Raw genomic sequence first — 17,275 nt, forward strand, 5'->3', positions numbered from 1 at the left:
TAAAAATGTTTTTGTGCTAATTTATAATTATTGTTTTTCTTTTAAGTCTTCCTCACTGAATGTCTCGCTCAAAGCAGCGCCAGGCGCCACCATCGGCCAGACTTTGTCATCGCAGCCAATCTGACAGTCAATGACGATCGGGTTCTTGCACTTCAGAGCATATACAAACGCATCTTCAAATTCTTTTTTTGTTGCCGCGCACACACCCTCTGCCCCCATTGCCTCTGCCAATTTTACAAAATCAACTGCATCGTTCAACACAGTTGCGGAATAGCGTTTTTCATAGAACAGATCCTGCCACTGGCGCACCATACCCAGAACATGGTTATTGATCACAACCTGGATAATTGGAACCTGATGTCTGACTGCCGTCGCAATCTCGTTCATATTCATACGGAAACACCCGTCCCCGGCAATATTCACAACCGTCTTGTCCGGACATCCCACCTTTGCTCCTATAGATGCTCCCAGACCATAGCCCATGGTTCCAAGTCCTCCGGATGTTAAAAACGTCCTCGGTTTTGTGTATTTATAGAACTGCGCAGCCCACATCTGATGCTGTCCCACTTCCGTTACAATGACCGCATCCCCTTTTGTCTGCCGATAGATTTCCTCCACAACATAAGGTCCTGTCAAAGGTTCTTCGTGGTAGGTCAGCGGATATTTCTCCTCATATTCCCTGATCTGCTGTTTCCACTCTGCGTGGTCCTGTTGCTCAAGCCTTGCGCACAGTTCTCTTAAAACACATTTCAAATCTCCCTCCACGCTGGCATGTGTGAGTACGTTTTTGTCAATCTCAGCAGGATCGATATCAATTTGAAGTATCTTTGCGTTGGATGCAAATTTTTTTGCATTCCCGGTCACACGGTCGCTGAATCTTGCCCCCGCAACGATCAGCAGGTCACACTGGCTCACTCCAAAATTGGATGCCTTTGTCCCGTGCATTCCAAGCATTCCGGAATACAGCTCATCCGTCCCCGGAAATGCACCTTTTCCCATAAGTGAATCAGCCACAGGGGCATCCACTTTATGAGCAAACTTTCGGATTTCCTCACTGGCATCAGACAGAATGGCTCCTCCTCCTACAAATATGTATGGTTTTTTGGAATTATGAATCATTTCCACGGCAGTCTTTAACTGCTCCTCATCAATCAAGGTTTCTTGACACGGCTTTTCCGGTTCTTTCTTTTCATATTCTGTTTCCTGTGCAGTCACATCCTTTGGAATATCGATCAGCACCGGACCCGGCCGGCCGGATTTTGCAATGCGGAACGCATTGCGGATCGTGTCCGCCAGTTTCGTAACATCTTTTACAATATAATTATGTTTCGTGATCGGCATAGTCACTCCCGTGATATCAATCTCCTGGAAACTGTCCTTTCCAAGAAGGGATACCCCCACATTGCAGGTGATCGCCACCACCGGAATAGAATCCATATATGCGGTGGCGATCCCGGTCACCAGATTCGTGGCTCCCGGCCCGCTTGTCGCAAAGCAGACGCCGACTTTTCCTGTGGCTCTTGCATATCCATCCGCTGCATGGGCAGCTCCCTGTTCGTGGGAGGTGAGAATATGGCGGATTTCGCCGCTGTGTTTGTACAGCGCATCATATACATTTAAAATCGCTCCTCCCGGATATCCAAATACGGTATCCACGTCCTGCTCTTTTAAACACTCTATTACAATTTCTGATCCTGTCAACTGCATGAATCCACTCCTCTTTCTCTGTCATGATTTTCGGCTTTTTATCTTGGAATTTCCAGAACTGCTCCTCTGTTTCCTGACGTAACCATGGATGCATATCTGGCAAGGTATCCTGTGGTAATCTTTGGCTGTCTTGGTTCCCACTTAGCTTTTCTTTTTGCAAGCTCCTCTTCGCTCACATCAATCTCAAGGGTCAGCGCCGGAATATTGATCTTAATGATATCTCCTTCTTCAACAAGAGCAATCGGGCCTCCGACTGCCGCCTCCGGGGAAACGTGTCCGATGGACGCTCCTCTTGAGGCGCCGCTGAAACGTCCGTCCGTGATAAGGGCCACGCTGCTGCCAAGCCCCATACCGGCAATCGCAGAGGTTGGGTTTAACATCTCCGGCATACCAGGTCCGCCTTTTGGTCCTACGTAGCGAATGACCACCACATCGCCTTCCACGATCTTGCCGCCTTTGATGGCTGCAATCGCATCTTCCTCGCAGTCAAACACTCTTGCAGGGCCTTCATGCACCATCATTTCCTCCACAACTGCAGAGCGTTTTACAACACTTCCATCCGGTGCAAGGTTTCCTTTGAGCACTGCCAGCCCTCCGGTCTGACTGTACGGATTGTCGATCGGCCGGATAACTTCCGGATTTTTATTGATACAGTCTTTAATATTTTCTCCTACTGTCTTTCCTGTCACAGTCATGCACTCTGTATGTAAAAGTCCTTTTTTGTTCAGCTCATTCATCACCGCGTAAACACCGCCTGCTTCATTTAAGTCTTCCATATAGGTAGGACCTGCCGGTGCAAGATGACACAGGTTCGGAGTTTTTTCACTGATTCCATTTGCAAAATCAATCTCAAAGTCCATCCCAATCTCATGGGCAATAGCCGGCAGATGCAGCATACTGTTTGTGGAGCATCCAAGAGCCATATCCACAGTGAGCGCATTTAAAATAGCCTCCTTTGTCATGATATCTCTTGGACGGATGTTTCTTCTCAACATCTCCATCACCTGCATGCCCGCATGCTTTGCAAGGCGCAGTCTCTCAGAATATACTGCCGGTATCGTTCCATTTCCTTTCAATCCCATTCCAAGCACTTCTGTCAGGCAGTTCATACTGTTCGCTGTGTACATACCAGAACAGGAACCGCAGGTCGGACATGCCTTGTTCTCAAACTCACATACATCCTCCTCTGTCATTGTTCCTGCCGCATAAGAGCCAACTGCCTCAAACATGCTCGAGAGACTTGTCTTATGACCCTTCACATGACCTGCCAGCATCGGTCCTCCGCTGACAAACACTGTCGGAACATTGATCCTTGCTGCTGCCATCAAAAGTCCCGGAACATTTTTATCGCAGTTTGGAATCATGACAAGAGCGTCAAACTGGTGCGCCAACGCCATGGCCTCCGTGGAATCTGCGATCAGATCTCTTGTCACCAAGGAATATTTCATTCCAATGTGTCCCATGGCGATTCCGTCACAAACAGCAATCGCCGGAAACATGACAGGTGTTCCGCCTGCCATCGCAACTCCCATCTTAACTGCGTCTGCTATCTTATCCAGGTTCATATGCCCTGGCACAATCTCATTGTAGGAACATACGATTCCAACAAGCGGCCGTTCCAATTCTTCCTTTGTCATCCCCAATGCATTGAACAGGGAGCGGTGGGGTGCCTGCTGCATCCCTGTTTTCACTGTATCACTTTTCATAGATGTCTGCCTCCTTATCTGTCTTTTCTATTTCAATCTCTCACAGATGAAATCACCCATTTCCTCTGTGCCTATCAGTGTCTTTCCATCGGACATAATGTCACCTGTGCGGTATCCATCCTTTAGTACCTGTGCAACCGCATTTTCAATCGCATCTGCCTCTTTATCCAAATCAAACGAAAACTTAAGCATCATGGCTGCAGAGAGGATCGTTGCGATCGGATTAGCGACTCCTTTTCCCGCGATATCCGGTGCGGATCCGCCGCTTGGCTCATACAATCCGAATTTACTCTCATTAAGACTTGCAGATGCAAGCATTCCGATAGACCCTGTCACCATGCTTGCCTCGTCTGAGAGAATATCCCCAAACATATTCTCCGTCAAAATCACGTCAAACTGTTTTGGATTCTTCACAAGCTGCATCGCACAATTGTCCACGAGCATGTTCTCCAGTTCCACTTCCGGATAATCTGCCGCAACTTCTGCGACAACCTTTCTCCAGAGCCTTGAGGAATCCAGAACATTTGCTTTGTCCACGCTTGTGACTTTCTTTCTGCGTTTCATAGCAATGTCAAAGGCCCTTTTCGCGATTCGCCTGATTTCTGTCTCATTGTAGGTCAGAGAATCGTAAGCAGTCAGCACACCGTCTTTTTCCACTGTGTTCCTCTCCCCAAAATAAAGTCCTCCTGTCAGCTCACGCATGATCATCATATCAAATCCGCCCTCAGTAATCTCTTCCTTGAGAGGGCAGGCGCCTTTTAAATCCTCATACAATACAGCAGGCCTTAAGTTGGCAAATAGATTCAAAGACTTGCGGATCGCCAAAAGTCCTGCTTCCGGTCTTTTGGAAGGCTCCAGCTGATACCAAGGTGAAGTCTTTGCATCTCCTCCTATAGAACCCATCAGTACAGCGTCACATGTTTTTGCCCTCTCCACTGTCTCATCTGTGAGCGGTATTCCGTGTACATCAATGGACGCTCCACCGAGCAACAACTCCTCATATTCACAGGTGTGTCCGTACAACTCTGCGATTTTATCCAGGACTTTCATCGCCTCCGTCACGATTTCCGGCCCTATTCCATCCCCTTTTATCACTCCGATATGTAAGTTCATAATGTCACCCTTCCTAAAGTACTTTAACTGATTAAACTCTATCATACCCTATTCCCTTTTGATTTTCAACCTTTTCCGTGTTAAAGCATTAAAAATTTGGAGCGCACTCTAATTTTTTCAATGAATATACATGCAAAAAAGGCACTGCTCATTTGCAGTACCTTCTTCCGCTTTTTCTATACATTCTTTTACTTTATTCCGGTTTCTCAACCTGTGCAATTGCAGCTTTCTGCATCGGAATCCTACAGTTTTTGTTGCTTCCGAACTCCACGATCACATCGTCGTCTGTGATATCAATGACAACTCCGTAAAATCCGCTTGTCGTAAGAACGGTATCTCCCACCTCAAGAGAAGAAATCATCGTCTGGATTCTCTTCTGCTCTTTTTTCTGAGGACGTACGAGGAAAAACCAAAGTCCTGCGAACAATAACACGTATACAATAATAATAACCATTCTCATACCTCCGTCTGGCTGTGCTTATCCTGCGTTTGTCTTATTCCTTTTTAAACGCTATTGCTATCATACACAAAAATGGTAAATCCATCAAGTACTTTACCGCTTTTTCATAAAATCTTTATGCTATTTTTCCGTAAGACCTTCCAGTTTCTTTTTCTTGTACTCCTGGTAACATCCACCGTCAATGGCCTGTCGGATCTCTTCCATCATTGTATTGTAGAAATAGAGATTGTGTAGAACACAAAGTCTCATTCCAAGCATTTCTTTTGCCTTCAGCAAATGTCGGATGTACGCCCTGCTGTAACTCCTGCACGCAGGACAGCCGCATCCTTCCTCGATCGGCCTGTCATCCAGCTCGTATTTTGCATTGAACAGATTCAGCTTTCCGTGATTGGTATACACGTGCCCGTGTCGGCCGTTTCTCGACGGATATACGCAGTCAAAGAAATCCACACCCCTGTCCACAGCCTCCAAAATATTGGCCGGTGTTCCCACTCCCATCAGGTAAGTTGGTTTCTCCTGCGGAAGATACGGCACAACAGCCTCCAGAATCCGATACATCTCCTCATGTGTCTCGCCTACCGCAAGACCACCAATAGCATATCCGTCCAGCTCCATATCCGCAATCCTCTTCGCGTGTTCAATTCGGATATCTTCGTATACCCCGCCTTGATTGATCCCAAACAACAGCTGGTTTGGATTAATGGTATCCTCAAGCTTGTTTAATCTCTGCATCTCGTTTTTGCAGCGCATAAGCCATCTTGTAGTGCGTTCCACAGAATTCTGTATATACTCTCTTGTGGCCACACTGGATGGGCATTCATCAAATGCCATAGCAATAGTGGATGCCAGGTTCGACTGAATCTGCATGCTCTCCTCCGGCCCCATGAAAATCTTTCTCCCGTCAATGTGGGACTGAAAATATACGCCTTCCTCCTTGATCTTACGAAGGCCTGACAAAGAAAAGACCTGGAATCCTCCTGAATCCGTCAATATCGGCCGGTCCCAGTTCATAAACTTATGAAGGCCGCCCAATTTCTTTACAATGTGATCTCCCGGTCTTACATGCAGATGATAGGTATTGGACAATTCCACCTGCGTTTTGATCTGCCTTAAATCATCTGTGGAAACCGCTCCTTTGATAGCTGCAATGGTTCCCACATTCATAAATACAGGGGTCTCAATGACCCCATGTACTGTGTGCAGTCTGCCTCTTTTGGCTGACTTATCCTTTTTTAACAATTGATACATATTTTTAACTCCGATTCTAGTAGTGCATTACAACAGGATATCCCAAATCGATTTTGTCATACAGAGTGCCTGCATCTTTCAGCGACATATTGATACATCCGTGTGAGCCTTTTGTTTTGTAAAGTTCTCCGCCAAATGCAGACTGCCATGTTGCATCGTGGAAACCGATTCCTGTCCATGTCACACGCATCCAGTAGGACACCGGTGTTTCATATTCATAGCTGCCGTCTGTCTGGCGGTCTCCTCTTAAAGTTTTATTTCTCTTTTTCTCGAGAATGTCATATACGCCTTGCGGTGTCTCTTTTTCCGGTGTCGGTTTTCCTGTGACAATGTCTGTGCTAAATACAACCCCGCCGTCCACGATCAGCCACATGTGCTGGGTTGTCAGATCCACCTCAATATAAGTGGTTCCCCAATCCTGTTCTTCTCTGGACGCAGCCTTCTGCACATAGGCAGGTTCTCTCTTCGTCTCTTTTCCCGCTTTGATATCTGCTGTCAGAAGTTCCAACTCTTTTGCTTCGTCTACTTCCCAGCCATAGGTTCCGCCTGTGACGGTCGTCTTTTTTCCATCCGGGGTAGTAATACTTCTCTTTGTTCCCTTGGTGTCATATTTCTTCCCGATGCCCCTCAAATATTCTTTCACCTTGTCAGTATCAAAGGAGGCCTGCATTTTATCGTCCACAGTCAGCCATTCCGAAATCAACGCCTTGTCGACCACCTCAGTCGCTTTTCCAAAATCATAGGTAATCTTCGCATTGAGATACTGGTTCATGTCATCACAGGCTTTTTTCACTTCTTCGGAATCGGCAGTATAGGACGGCGCCACATAGCATTCGTCTTTTCTCAGGTCAATTTCCTGCCGAAATCCTTCGATGGACTCTTTGACCTTCTTTCTAAATGTTTCCACATCGATCTGGGTCCCTTGTTCTTCTTTTTGAACTGTAAACTTTGCACCGTCAAACACCGGCTGTGCGGATTTTGGAGCTGTCTGGTTTTCTTCCTCCATACAGGAAAGTCCTGCAAGCTGTTCCTCCAGCGCACTCTCATCATATTTGACCCCCATCTGTGCTGTCACATTTGACTTTTTAAACAGAGCAGACGGCCATAAAAACGGATTCTGAGCATCCATGACTTTCTGCAGTTCGTCTCCGCTCTCATAGGAGATAGAAATGTCCGCCCCATCGATCGTCTCCGTGTTTCCGCTGTCTTCTTTTATGGTCAGTTTATAGTCATCCACCTTTTTTTGCATATATTCTTTAACCTGGGCCACTGATTTCCCTGAAAAATCTGTTCCATTGATTTTTGTGGAGAAATAATAATGACTCATAAAAAATACCGCAAATCCAATGTAAATGACAAGCAGAATGCCTGCCCCACTTCCCACAGCTATCCAGACCTTTTTATGGCTGTTTGTTTTCTCTTTTCCATGTCTCCTGCGACGTCCCCGGCTGTGCTTTGGCTCTTTTCTGTCAAGCCCCTCCATGTCATCTAAATAGATCACTCCCGTTTTATCTATTCTTCTGTCCATCCCGGCATTTCGCTTTTCTTTTGTCTTGTCAGAATTCCCGGCAACAAGCTGTCCTTCGCCCTTGTTCCGGCGATTCTTTTTTCTGTTTTCTTCGCTCATTTTGTGTAACCCCTTGTGCTTTAATTCTACATTTTGTAATTATAATACACCATGGTCTAAAAGTACAGCCTTAAAATAATCATTGCTTGTTTTTTTTAGTTCTTATATAATAACCTCAGTAAAAATTTTGCTTAAGAAAAGGGGGATATGATGTCAGGTTCAATTTACGGTACTCATTTTAAAATTTCAACATGGGGAGAATCCCACGGGAAGGCTGTCGGCGTTGTCATCGACGGCTGCCCTGCCGGGCTTTCTCTCTGTGAGGAAGATATCCAGAAACAATTAGACAGAAGAAAACCAGGGCAGAGCAAATTCGCCACGCACCGGGCTGAGGAAGATACAGTGGAGATCCTTTCCGGAATCTTTGAGGGGAAGACAACCGGTACCCCTATTTCCATGCTCGTACACAATAAAGACCAGCGTTCCAAAGATTATGGAAACATCGCTTACAGCTACCGCCCAGGACATGCAGATTATACTTTTGACGAAAAATACGGCATCCGCGATTACAGAGGCGGGGGCCGTTCTTCCGGCCGCGAAACCATCGCACGCGTTGCCGCAGGAGCTGTAGCTTCCAAAATCCTCTTGGAGCTGGGAATACATGTCAGGGCCTACACAAAAGCTATAGGACCTGTGTCAATCGACAACGAGGACTATGATTTTTCCTGTATCCAGGATAATCCTCTGAACATGCCGAACCGGGGGAAGGCGCAAGAAGCAGCTGAATATGTCTCTGAATGCATGGCACATTACGATTCCTGTGGAGGTATTGTGGAATGTACTGCCGAACATCTTCCAACAGGCCTAGGGGAACCTGTTTTTGACAAGCTGGATGCCTGCCTTGCCAAGGCCATTATGTCCATAGGTGCAGTGAAAGGTGTGGAAATCGGAGACGGTTTTGAGGCGGCAAAATCAAACGGCAGCAAAAACAATGACCCTTTCCGCATCCATTCGGATGGATCTGTTTTCAAAACTTCCAATCATGCAGGAGGTGTCCTTGGAGGTATCAGCGACGGCAGCACCTTAATCCTGAGGGCAGCAATAAAGCCAACCTCCTCTATTTTTTCTACACAGCAGACCATCACTAAAGACCACGAGGAAATCGACATTGCCATAAAGGGACGGCATGACCCGGTCATTGTTCCTCGCGCGGTGGTTGTCGTTGAATCCATGACAGCCATCACTTTGGTGGACTTGCTTTTTGCCAATATGTATGCAAAAATGGAATCTCTGAAAAAACTGTATGAAAGATAGGAAAACAATGGAACGAATTCTGCAATACACAATGACAAAAGAGGATGCACTTCATCCTCTTTTGTTCTTCTTGAAACAAAAAGGATACTCCCAGACAGTTGTCACACACTTAAAGAGAACCGAAAACGGTCTTCTCTTAAACAACGAATGGGCGAGAGTCTGGGACATCCCATCTTACGGAGATATTTTGACTGTCAGGCTCGTGGAACCCCCATCCCCAAAAGGGATTCTCCCTGTATCTCTTCCGTTTCCTGTCGTTTACGAGGACAAAGATTTGCTTGTGATCGACAAGCCTGCCGGAATGCCCATACATCCTTCCCAGGGCAACTATGAAAACACACTGGCAAATGCAGCCGCATGGTATTTTGCCCAGAAAAACGAACCCTTTACCTTTCGCTGTATCAATCGCCTGGACAGGGATACAACCGGACTTCTCATTTTGGCCAGGCACATGTACAGCGCCTCCCTGTTGTCCGACATGGTGAAAGAGCGCCGGATCAAGCGGACATACCTTGCCGTTACCACAGGACTTCTCCCGGAGCGCGGCACCATAGACGCTCCTATTGCGAGAAAGGAGGGTTCCACCATTGAGCGGTGCGTGGATGAAACAGCAGGAGAATACGCCAGAACTCATTTTTGCCGGATCTGTGAACATGCAGGGTACTCTCTTGCCAAAATCAGGCTGGAAACCGGGCGCACCCACCAAATACGTGTGCATATGAAACACATTGGGCATCCTCTGCCCGGAGATTTTTTGTACAATCCGGATTATTCGCATATAAAAAGACAGGCCCTTCATTCCTATAAACTGGAGTTTCCACACCCCATTTTGGGAATTCCCCTGTCTTTTACTTCTCCTTTACCCGAAGATATGAAACAATTTTTTATATCTTAAAACATCCTCCGCCTATGAATTCTCTGAGAAGAGAATTTTGCGGGATATTCCTGCTGTCGATCGGAAGAAAATAATCTAAAAATTTCAGCAGTCTTTTTGCCTCTGCATATTCTTCGCAGTCTTTTGGAATGCCAAAAAGTGCGGGCTCTGCATACACCTTTAAGACTGCCATCTCATAGATCAGTGCAGAATTGAACATGGCATCTGCCTGCTCCTGGTACGGGAAAATGTTCTTCTCCTCTCCTCTTCGCACTGACGGCCACATACGGATCGTCTCTCTGGCGCTTGTGCCCCTTGTCCTCGCATCCCGCACTATGCGCCTTAAAAGTCTTCCGTCTGTAGTTGGAATCCGGTTGTGCTCATCAATATGGATCTGTGTGAGCGCACTGATATAGACTTTAAATTTGCTGCTGGCATCCAGGCCGTATGTGAGTGCATCGTTGAGGCCGTGAATTCCTTCAATGACAAGAACATCCTGCTCACCCAGTTTCTTTTTATCTCCGCGGTACTCCCTCATCCCGGTTTTAAAATTGAAGACAGGAAGTTCCACCACTTCTCCCCTCAAGAGCCTTGACATATCTTCATTGAACTTTTCCACATCAATGGCTTCCAGACATTCAAAATCATAATTTCCGTTTTCATCCAAAGGCGTTTCTGTGCGGTTCTTAAAATAATTGTCCACTGCAATCGGATGAGGAGTCAATCCATTCGCCTTAAGCTGTATGGAAAGTCTGTGGGAAAAAGTCGTTTTCCCGGAGGAAGACGGACCTGCAATGAGAACAAACTTTACTTTCTGCCTCTCCACAATCTGCTGTGCAATCTCTGCGATCTTCTTTTCCTGCAATGCCTCCTGTACAAGGATCAGATCATTTGCTCCCTGCTCGATCACTTCCTCATTCAGTTCCCCCACAACCGGCACATGCAGCATATCAGCCCACTGCTCTGACTCTCTTAAGACCTGGCACAGCTTTTCTTGAGGCTTAAATTCCGGCACTTTTGTCGGTTCCTCTTTTGTCGGCATCTGAATGACAAACCCTTTGTCGTAAAGATACAGATCAAAATATTTCAGATAACCGGTGTTTGATACCATGTATCCATAGTAATAGTCTTCAAATTCATTTAAACTGTAAATGTTGACATTGGAACTTCTCCTAAAATGGAACAGCTTTTCCTTGGCATACATCCCATGCCTGTGAAAAAGCGCGATCGCCTCATCTGTGGTCACTGTGCGCTTTTTGATCGGCAGTTTCTGTTCCACAAGCGACTTCATACGCTCCTTTACCTTTTCGAGAAACTCCTTATCAACCGTGACATCACCGTTCACAGTACAGTAGTAGCCCCTGCTCACAGAATGCCGGATACGGACCTCCTTGATCTTATCATGACCGCTGATATCGTAGATGGATTTCACCAGAAGAAGATTCATACTTCTTTTATAAGTCTTCATGCCAATGGAATCCTTTGTTGTGACAAAGATAAGTTCTGCATCTTCCTTCAGTGTCCGGTGCAGCTCCTGAAGTCTTCCATTTATAAAGACGAGCACAATATCATTTTTATACAGCCCCTGAAAGTCCCTGGCGATCTCTTCCATACTGGTGCCATGCGGATACCTCTTTTTTTCTCCTTTCACCGTAACCTCAAATAACCTTTCTTCCATTTCTGCCGCCTCCTTTTGCTGCCTGATCCCTGCCTTTACAAAATATGATATGGATAATGAATTGGTTCCGTCTCAATAAGCAATTCCGGAAACATTCTGCCAAGACTCTCTTTCATATCTTCCACAAAAATATGTTCCATCCCATAATGTCCGACATCGATGATGCAAAGCCCTTTTGCAACAGCATCAATCCCTTCATGGTGTCCGATATCCCCTGTCACAAGCGCATCCGCACCTTTTTGGACTGCCACATCAATGACACTTTTTCCTGAGCCGGGACAGATGGCAATTCTGTGCATTTCCTTCTGTCCGTCTCCAAATAATACCACTCCCGGCAGATCAAATGCAGATTTTAATATGACGCACAATTTTTTTGCCGTCTGCCTTTCTACATGTCCAATGAGACCGATCCCAAAAACTTTCCCTTTGTCAGGATCCTCCTTTGTCTTTTCCAAAACCTCATACTCTGTCATTCCCATCCGATCTGCCGCACTCTTTGCCATGGAAAGCACATCGTAATTAGTATGCATGGCATAATAGCTGACATCATTTTGAAGAAGACGGACAAGGCGTCTTCCTATGAAATCCTCATCTGTCACCTTTTTGATTCCAGAAAAAATGAGCGGGTGGTGTGTGATCAACATGTCGGATCCTTCCGTGATGGCGTGTTTAACTGCTCTATCATCCGCATCCAGGGCAAGATGGATTTTTTTCACCTCTTTGTCCCGCCTTCCTGCGAGCAGTCCTACATTGTCCCAGGACAGTGCATAGTCTTTAGGATATACTTCTTCTATTTTTTTTATTACTTCTCTACATAACATGACAATCCCTCTTTTGCAGTCTCCAGTTCCCGTTCCACTTCCAAAGCCCTTCTCTTCGCGCGCTGTGTAGGCGATGCTTTCAGGCTCTTTAATATTCTTTCCTTCTCTTTTGCCACAAACTCCAGGTAATTTTTCAACACCGGATGTCTTTTTTTCAGAAGAACTCTCCCATATCGCAATTCTGTCTCGCTGTACGGGCTTTCCACCCCTTTTTCCACGCGCATCATCGGATAATATTTTCCATCCTCAAGCACAATATCTTCCTCTACAATGCAGTATCCGTTCTCCTGGAGATAGTTTCTTACTTTCCAGATTTCAGACTGAGGCTGCAATACAAAATATTGCAGCCCCTCCACAACTTCTTTTCCTTCTTCTAAAATTTTAGTACAGAGCGCTCCTCCCATACCGGCGATGATGACACACTGTACCTCATCCCTGGCAAGCTCTCTCAGGCCGTCCGAAAGTCTTGTCTCTATGTATTCTTCCAATCCTTCCAGGGCAATATGATGTCTAGCCCTCTCCAAAGGCCCTCTGTTCACATCCATAGCAATGGCATGTCCAAATCCCTTTTCCTTTATCAGACTGATTGGAATATATCCATGATCCGTCCCGATATCCGCCACACAGACAGTTGTACTCTTTTTTCCTCCTGCCGTCAGGTCTGCCACGGCGCAAAGTCTTTTTGATAAATCCATGTTCATCCGCGTTTCCTCTTAGTCCAGATAATCCCTAAGCTTACGGCTGCGGCTTGGATGTCTCAATTTTCGGAGCGCTTTTGCCTCAATCTGGCGGATACGTTCACGGGTCACATCAAACTCTTTTCCCACTTCCTCCAGTGTGCGCGCACGTCCGTCATTCATGCCGAAACGCAGCCTTAAAACCTTCTGCTCACGCTCAGTAAGTGTGCCCAAAACCTCATCGAGCTGCTCCTTCAAAAGAGTTGCAGCTGCAGCCTCTGCAGGTACCGGCACATTGTCATCCTGGATAAAGTCCCCAAGATGGCTGTCCTCCTCCTCACCGATCGGAGTTTCCAGAGAAACCGGCTCCTGGGAAATTTTTAAAATCTCGCGCACTCTCTCAACAGGCATGTCCAGTTCTTCTGCGATTTCCTCAGGTGACGGCTCCCTTCCAAGCTCCTGAAGAAGTTGTCTTGACACGCGGATCAGCTTATTGATGGTCTCAACCATATGAACAGGGATACGAATTGTACGCGCCTGGTCCGCGATCGCCCTTGTAATGGCCTGACGGATCCACCATGTGGCATAGGTACTGAACTTAAACCCTTTCTGGTAATCAAACTTCTCAACTGCCTTGATAAGTCCTAAATTTCCCTCCTGGATCAGATCCAAAAAGAGCATTCCGCGGCCTACATAGCGTTTCGCAATGCTGACTACAAGACGCAGATTTGCCTCCGCCAGACGTTTCTTCGCCTCTTCATCCCCTTCAGCCATCCTTTTTGCAAGTTCGATTTCCTCCTCTGCGCTCAACAGTGGAACCTTACCGATTTCCTTTAAATACATTCTTACCGGATCCTCAATGCTGATGCCGTCAGGTACAGACAAGTCAATTTTCTCCATATCCACTTCGTCCTCGTCTGTGATAACGATCTCCATATCATCATCATCGTCTGAATTGATTCGAAGCACATCAATATTACAGGATTCCAAATACTCAAATACCTTTTCCATCTGTTCCGGTTCTAATTCCATGTCCGCAAAACAGTCGTTGATTTCCTGAATCTCCAGAATATTTTTCTTCTTCTTGCCAAGGTTGACAAGCTCTTTTAGTTTTTCTTCGAACTTTGTTATGTTTTCTTCCATAATGTGTCCATCCTCTCTTGGCATGACAGTGCAAACTGCTGTCAAGGCCGGTTGTTTATATTTTATCCTTATTTAACGGAAATATGCAGTTTTTCCAGGTCCTGCAGCGAGCGCTTTGCATCCATCAAAAGCTGCAGTCCTTGTATATCTGTAGGGGCGAGTTTCGCCGTCTTTTCTTCTATACTGTTTCTCTTGACCTGAATTACCATTTCCTTTAGCGCTTTTTCTTGTTCCTCTTTTGTCGTAAGCTCTTTGATCCTTGTGTGAAAAAGCTTTGCGACCTCCCGGTGCTCCTCTTCATCTGTAAAATGATTCATGATCTTTGCCGGGTTTCTCTCACCGTTGTCATACTGCTCATAGAGCATTTCCGCCACATCCTGATATAATTTTGTCGTGAAATCTTCCGGGGAAATGTATTTGCGTATTTGCCCAAACACCCCTTCATCCTCCAACATCCAGGTAAGCAGCGCTTTTTGGGAAGTCGTATTCCCGCTCTCTTTTTTTTCCCTGTGTACTGAAGGTTTTGCCCGTACAGCCGGGGCGGCAAGCCCACTTTGCACAGCCACTTTCCGCACCAGTTTCTGCAGCTCTTCATAGCCGGTATGATACGTTTTGGCCACTGCCTCTATATAATTATTTCTCTCAATCTCCTCCTCAAACTCTCCCAGCCTTCTGGCTGTTTCCCGGAAAAATTCTGTCTTCCCTTCCGGCGAATTCATATCGTATGATTTTGCAAGCACGCGCAGCCCGAACATAAAGCTATTCTCTGCATTTGTGATCCGCTCTTCAAACGCCTCCGCACCCAAATTTTTGATAAATTCATCCGGATCTTTGTACGGTTCCATCCGTATTACTTTTGTATTGATCCCCGATGCTTTTAAAATCGGCGCTGCCCGCAGCGCGGCTCTTGTTCCGGCCTCATCGCTGTCATATGTCAGATATACATCCTTTACATACCTCTTGATCAGGGATGCATGTCCCGATGTCAGTGCTGTGCCAAGTGATGCCACGGCATTCTGAAATCCTGCCTGATGCAGCGCAATAACATCCATGTAGCCTTCGCACACAATGAAATATGGCTTTCTCGATGTCCTTGCCCTATGCAAACCGTAAAGGTTTCTGCTCTTGTCAAAAATCATCGTCTCCGGAGAATTGAGATACTTCGGCTTGGCATCCCCCATAACACGCCCGCCAAAACCAATGACCCTGTTATTCACATCCATGATCGGGAACATCACCCGGTTCCAGAACTTATCATGAACCCCGTGTTTTTCATCAATGGTCACAAGCCCGGCCTTTTGCTGCAGCTCTTCGGAGTACCCCATCGTTTTTAGATACCTGCTCAAATCATCGCTGTATTTATTGGAGTATCCGAGTCCAAAGTGCACGATCGTCTCATCGTCGAGCCCGCGCTCCTTCAGGTATTTCCACGCTGTCCTCCCTTTTTCTGTCTTTAACTGCGCATAATAATACTTTGCCGCCAGTTTGTTGATTTCCAAAAGCGCATTCCTCAAATCTCTCTTTTCCTGCTCCTCTCTGGAGTACTCCATCTGCGGTAGCTCCACTCCCGCCCTCTCGGCAAGATATTTGAGTGCTTCCACAAAAGAGAAGTTTTCATACTCCATGATGAACGTAAAAACATTTCCTCCAGCTCCGCATCCGAAACAATAGTACATCTGCTTGTCCCTGCTGACGGATAAAGAGGGGGATTTTTCATTGTGAAACGGACAGAGTCCAAAATAGGAATTTCCTTTTTTCTGCAATTTGACATATCCGGAAATCACATCCACGATATCATTTTTGATCCTTACTTCTTCAACTATCTCTTCTGGATAATACATGCTGTCCTTCCTTCCAAATACACTCTGCTATATATAATATTCGACAGGAGATTTTGATTTCCTTTAATTTTTCCACGATTGCGGCACAAAAAATTTCTGAAACATTTTTACCGCATATGTATCGGTCATTCCGGCGATATAATCGCACACTGCACGCTCTTTGGAGTGCCCCTTTTCCACAAGATCAACGTAAAACTTGGGCAGTTCCTCTATATGGAGAAAGTAATACTCATACAAAGCTGCTATCATCTGCACAGCCTTTTTCTCCTCACTTTTCGCCTCAGGATTCAGATACACGTGAGTAAACATAAACTGCCGCAGCCCTTTCATGGCTCCCTCTACTTTCTTTGACATTCTGATTTCAGGTTTGTCGACACTGTTTCGTATGACATCGTGGACCATTGTACTAAGGCGGCTGCTGATCGTATTCCCGACCACCTCCCTGTACTCCAGAGGGATATCGCTTGCTCTTAACACTCCTGCCCGGATGGCATCGTCAATGTCATGATTTACATATGCAATCTTATCTGACAACCGTACAATCTGGCCTTCCAGCGTCTTGGGTCTGCCTGCGCTTTTATGATTCAAAATACCGTCAATGACCTCATAAGTGAGATTTAATCCCTTTCCATCCTTTTCCAGGTACTCCACCACGCGTACGCTTTGTTCATTGTGCCGAAAACCTTCCGGACACATCTGATCAAGAGCCCTCTCCCCCGCATGCCCAAAAGGTGTATGTCCCAGATCGTGCCCGAGCGCAATAGCCTCAGCTAAATCTTCATTTAAGCGCAATGCTTTTGCAATGGTCCTTGCATTCTGTGCAACCTCAAGTGTGTGCGTAAGTCGCGTCCGGTAATGGTCTCCGTCCGGCAACAGAAAAACCTGCGTCTTCTGTTTTAATCTTCGGAAAGCTTTACAGTGAAGAATCCTGTCCCTGTCCCTCTGAAATACAGGCCGAAGATCACACTGCTCTTCGTCTCTCTTTCTCCCTCTTGACAGCGCGCTTTTTGCAGCGTACGGACTCAAATATGTCAATTCTCTTTGTTCCAGCTCTTCTCTTATCGTCATAGTTCTCCTCCTTTCCAAAATTTGCGCCATGTGCATCACGAAGGGGCCATTATATAAC

General features: G+C 46.1%; 14 protein-coding genes. 2 read left to right on the forward strand and 12 right to left on the reverse strand.

Features of this window, described 5'->3' with window-relative positions; genetic code table 11:
• Positions 1-27: 27 nt before the first annotated feature.
• The 6 genes from ilvB to B5F18_RS02735 form a co-directional block, all read right to left on the reverse strand.
• Positions 28-1,707 (reverse strand): biosynthetic-type acetolactate synthase large subunit, encoded by a 1,680-nt coding sequence (gene ilvB, locus B5F18_RS02710; RefSeq protein ID WP_087156132.1) that lies wholly within the window; start codon positions 1,705-1,707, stop codon positions 28-30.
• Between the two features lie 38 nt (positions 1,708-1,745).
• On the reverse strand, positions 1,746-3,413 hold the full coding sequence (ilvD, locus tag B5F18_RS02715) for a dihydroxy-acid dehydratase (RefSeq protein WP_087156133.1): 1,668 nt from the start codon (positions 3,411-3,413) through the stop codon (positions 1,746-1,748).
• A 27-nt stretch (positions 3,414-3,440) separates the two neighbouring features.
• Positions 3,441-4,526: a 3-isopropylmalate dehydrogenase gene (gene leuB, locus B5F18_RS02720; RefSeq protein WP_087156134.1), complete on the reverse strand. Its 1,086-nt coding sequence runs from the start codon at positions 4,524-4,526 to the stop codon at positions 3,441-3,443.
• A 193-nt stretch (positions 4,527-4,719) separates the two neighbouring features.
• Complete coding sequence (gene yajC / locus B5F18_RS02725) at positions 4,720-4,980, reverse strand: preprotein translocase subunit YajC (RefSeq protein ID WP_330394084.1); 261 nt, start codon at positions 4,978-4,980, stop codon at positions 4,720-4,722.
• Positions 4,981-5,106: 126 nt separating this feature from the next.
• Positions 5,107-6,234, reverse strand: a complete 1,128-nt coding sequence (tgt, locus tag B5F18_RS02730) for a tRNA guanosine(34) transglycosylase Tgt (protein WP_087156136.1) — start codon at positions 6,232-6,234, stop codon at positions 5,107-5,109.
• 16 nt (positions 6,235-6,250) lie between these two features.
• The gene (locus tag B5F18_RS02735; RefSeq protein ID WP_143468349.1) at positions 6,251-7,861 is read right to left on the reverse strand and encodes a L,D-transpeptidase family protein; all 1,611 of its coding nucleotides are present in this window, start codon (positions 7,859-7,861) and stop codon (positions 6,251-6,253) included.
• A 150-nt stretch (positions 7,862-8,011) separates the two neighbouring features.
• Between B5F18_RS02735 and aroC the strand changes: the two genes are divergently transcribed.
• The gene (gene aroC / locus B5F18_RS02740; protein ID WP_087156137.1) at positions 8,012-9,115 is read left to right on the forward strand and encodes a chorismate synthase; all 1,104 of its coding nucleotides are present in this window, start codon (positions 8,012-8,014) and stop codon (positions 9,113-9,115) included.
• 7 nt (positions 9,116-9,122) lie between these two features.
• On the forward strand, positions 9,123-10,010 hold the full coding sequence (locus tag B5F18_RS02745; RefSeq protein ID WP_087156138.1) for an RluA family pseudouridine synthase: 888 nt from the start codon (positions 9,123-9,125) through the stop codon (positions 10,008-10,010).
• Here B5F18_RS02745 and B5F18_RS02750 read toward each other — a convergent pair.
• The 6 genes from B5F18_RS02750 to B5F18_RS02775 form a co-directional block, all read right to left on the reverse strand.
• Positions 10,000-11,667 (reverse strand): nucleoside kinase, encoded by a 1,668-nt coding sequence (locus B5F18_RS02750; RefSeq protein ID WP_087156139.1) that lies wholly within the window; start codon positions 11,665-11,667, stop codon positions 10,000-10,002. The two genes, B5F18_RS02745 and B5F18_RS02750, sit on opposite strands and share 11 nt — an antisense overlap.
• Positions 11,668-11,702: 35 nt before the next feature.
• Entirely contained in the window at positions 11,703-12,488 is a 786-nt protein-coding gene (locus tag B5F18_RS02755; RefSeq protein WP_087156140.1) for a Nif3-like dinuclear metal center hexameric protein, read from the reverse strand.
• Entirely contained in the window at positions 12,470-13,189 is a 720-nt protein-coding gene (locus B5F18_RS02760) for a tRNA (adenine(22)-N(1))-methyltransferase (RefSeq protein ID WP_330394085.1), read from the reverse strand. Before B5F18_RS02760 ends, B5F18_RS02755 begins: the two co-directional genes overlap by 19 nt.
• A gap of 12 nt (positions 13,190-13,201) precedes the next feature.
• A complete protein-coding gene (rpoD, locus tag B5F18_RS02765) occupies positions 13,202-14,308 on the reverse strand; it encodes an RNA polymerase sigma factor RpoD (protein WP_087156141.1) in 1,107 nt (368 codons plus the stop codon).
• A gap of 68 nt (positions 14,309-14,376) precedes the next feature.
• Complete coding sequence (gene dnaG, locus B5F18_RS02770; RefSeq protein ID WP_087156142.1) at positions 14,377-16,149, reverse strand: DNA primase; 1,773 nt, start codon at positions 16,147-16,149, stop codon at positions 14,377-14,379.
• 63 nt (positions 16,150-16,212) lie between these two features.
• Complete coding sequence (locus B5F18_RS02775) at positions 16,213-17,217, reverse strand: deoxyguanosinetriphosphate triphosphohydrolase (RefSeq protein WP_087156143.1); 1,005 nt, start codon at positions 17,215-17,217, stop codon at positions 16,213-16,215.
• Positions 17,218-17,275: the final 58 nt, after the last annotated feature.

The sequence above is a fragment of the Lachnoclostridium sp. An181 genome, assembly GCF_002160325.1.
Lineage (GTDB): Bacteria > Bacillota > Clostridia > Lachnospirales > Lachnospiraceae > An181.

Bases quoted from the DNA above. Each gene is read 5' to 3' on its own strand.
- B5F18_RS02760 (WP_330394085.1), bottom strand. From the start codon at position 13,189: ATGAACATGGATTTATCAAAAAGACTTTGCGCCGTGGCAGACCTGACG.
- tgt (WP_087156136.1), bottom strand. From the start codon at position 6,234: ATGTATCAATTGTTAAAAAAGGATAAGTCAGCCAAAAGAGGCAGACTG.
- yajC (WP_330394084.1), bottom strand. From the start codon at position 4,980: ATGGTTATTATTATTGTATACGTGTTATTGTTCGCAGGACTTTGGTTT.
- rpoD (WP_087156141.1), bottom strand. From the start codon at position 14,308: ATGGAAGAAAACATAACAAAGTTCGAAGAAAAACTAAAAGAGCTTGTC.
- leuB (WP_087156134.1), bottom strand. From the start codon at position 4,526: ATGAACTTACATATCGGAGTGATAAAAGGGGATGGAATAGGGCCGGAA.
- B5F18_RS02750 (WP_087156139.1), bottom strand. From the start codon at position 11,667: ATGGAAGAAAGGTTATTTGAGGTTACGGTGAAAGGAGAAAAAAAGAGG.
- ilvD (WP_087156133.1), bottom strand. From the start codon at position 3,413: ATGAAAAGTGATACAGTGAAAACAGGGATGCAGCAGGCACCCCACCGC.
- ilvB (WP_087156132.1), bottom strand. From the start codon at position 1,707: ATGCAGTTGACAGGATCAGAAATTGTAATAGAGTGTTTAAAAGAGCAG.
- B5F18_RS02735 (WP_143468349.1), bottom strand. From the start codon at position 7,861: ATGAGCGAAGAAAACAGAAAAAAGAATCGCCGGAACAAGGGCGAAGGA.
- aroC (WP_087156137.1), top strand. From the start codon at position 8,012: ATGTCAGGTTCAATTTACGGTACTCATTTTAAAATTTCAACATGGGGA.
- B5F18_RS02745 (WP_087156138.1), top strand. From the start codon at position 9,123: ATGGAACGAATTCTGCAATACACAATGACAAAAGAGGATGCACTTCAT.
- B5F18_RS02775 (WP_087156143.1), bottom strand. From the start codon at position 17,217: ATGACGATAAGAGAAGAGCTGGAACAAAGAGAATTGACATATTTGAGT.
- B5F18_RS02755 (WP_087156140.1), bottom strand. From the start codon at position 12,488: ATGTTATGTAGAGAAGTAATAAAAAAAATAGAAGAAGTATATCCTAAA.
- dnaG (WP_087156142.1), bottom strand. From the start codon at position 16,149: ATGTATTATCCAGAAGAGATAGTTGAAGAAGTAAGGATCAAAAATGAT.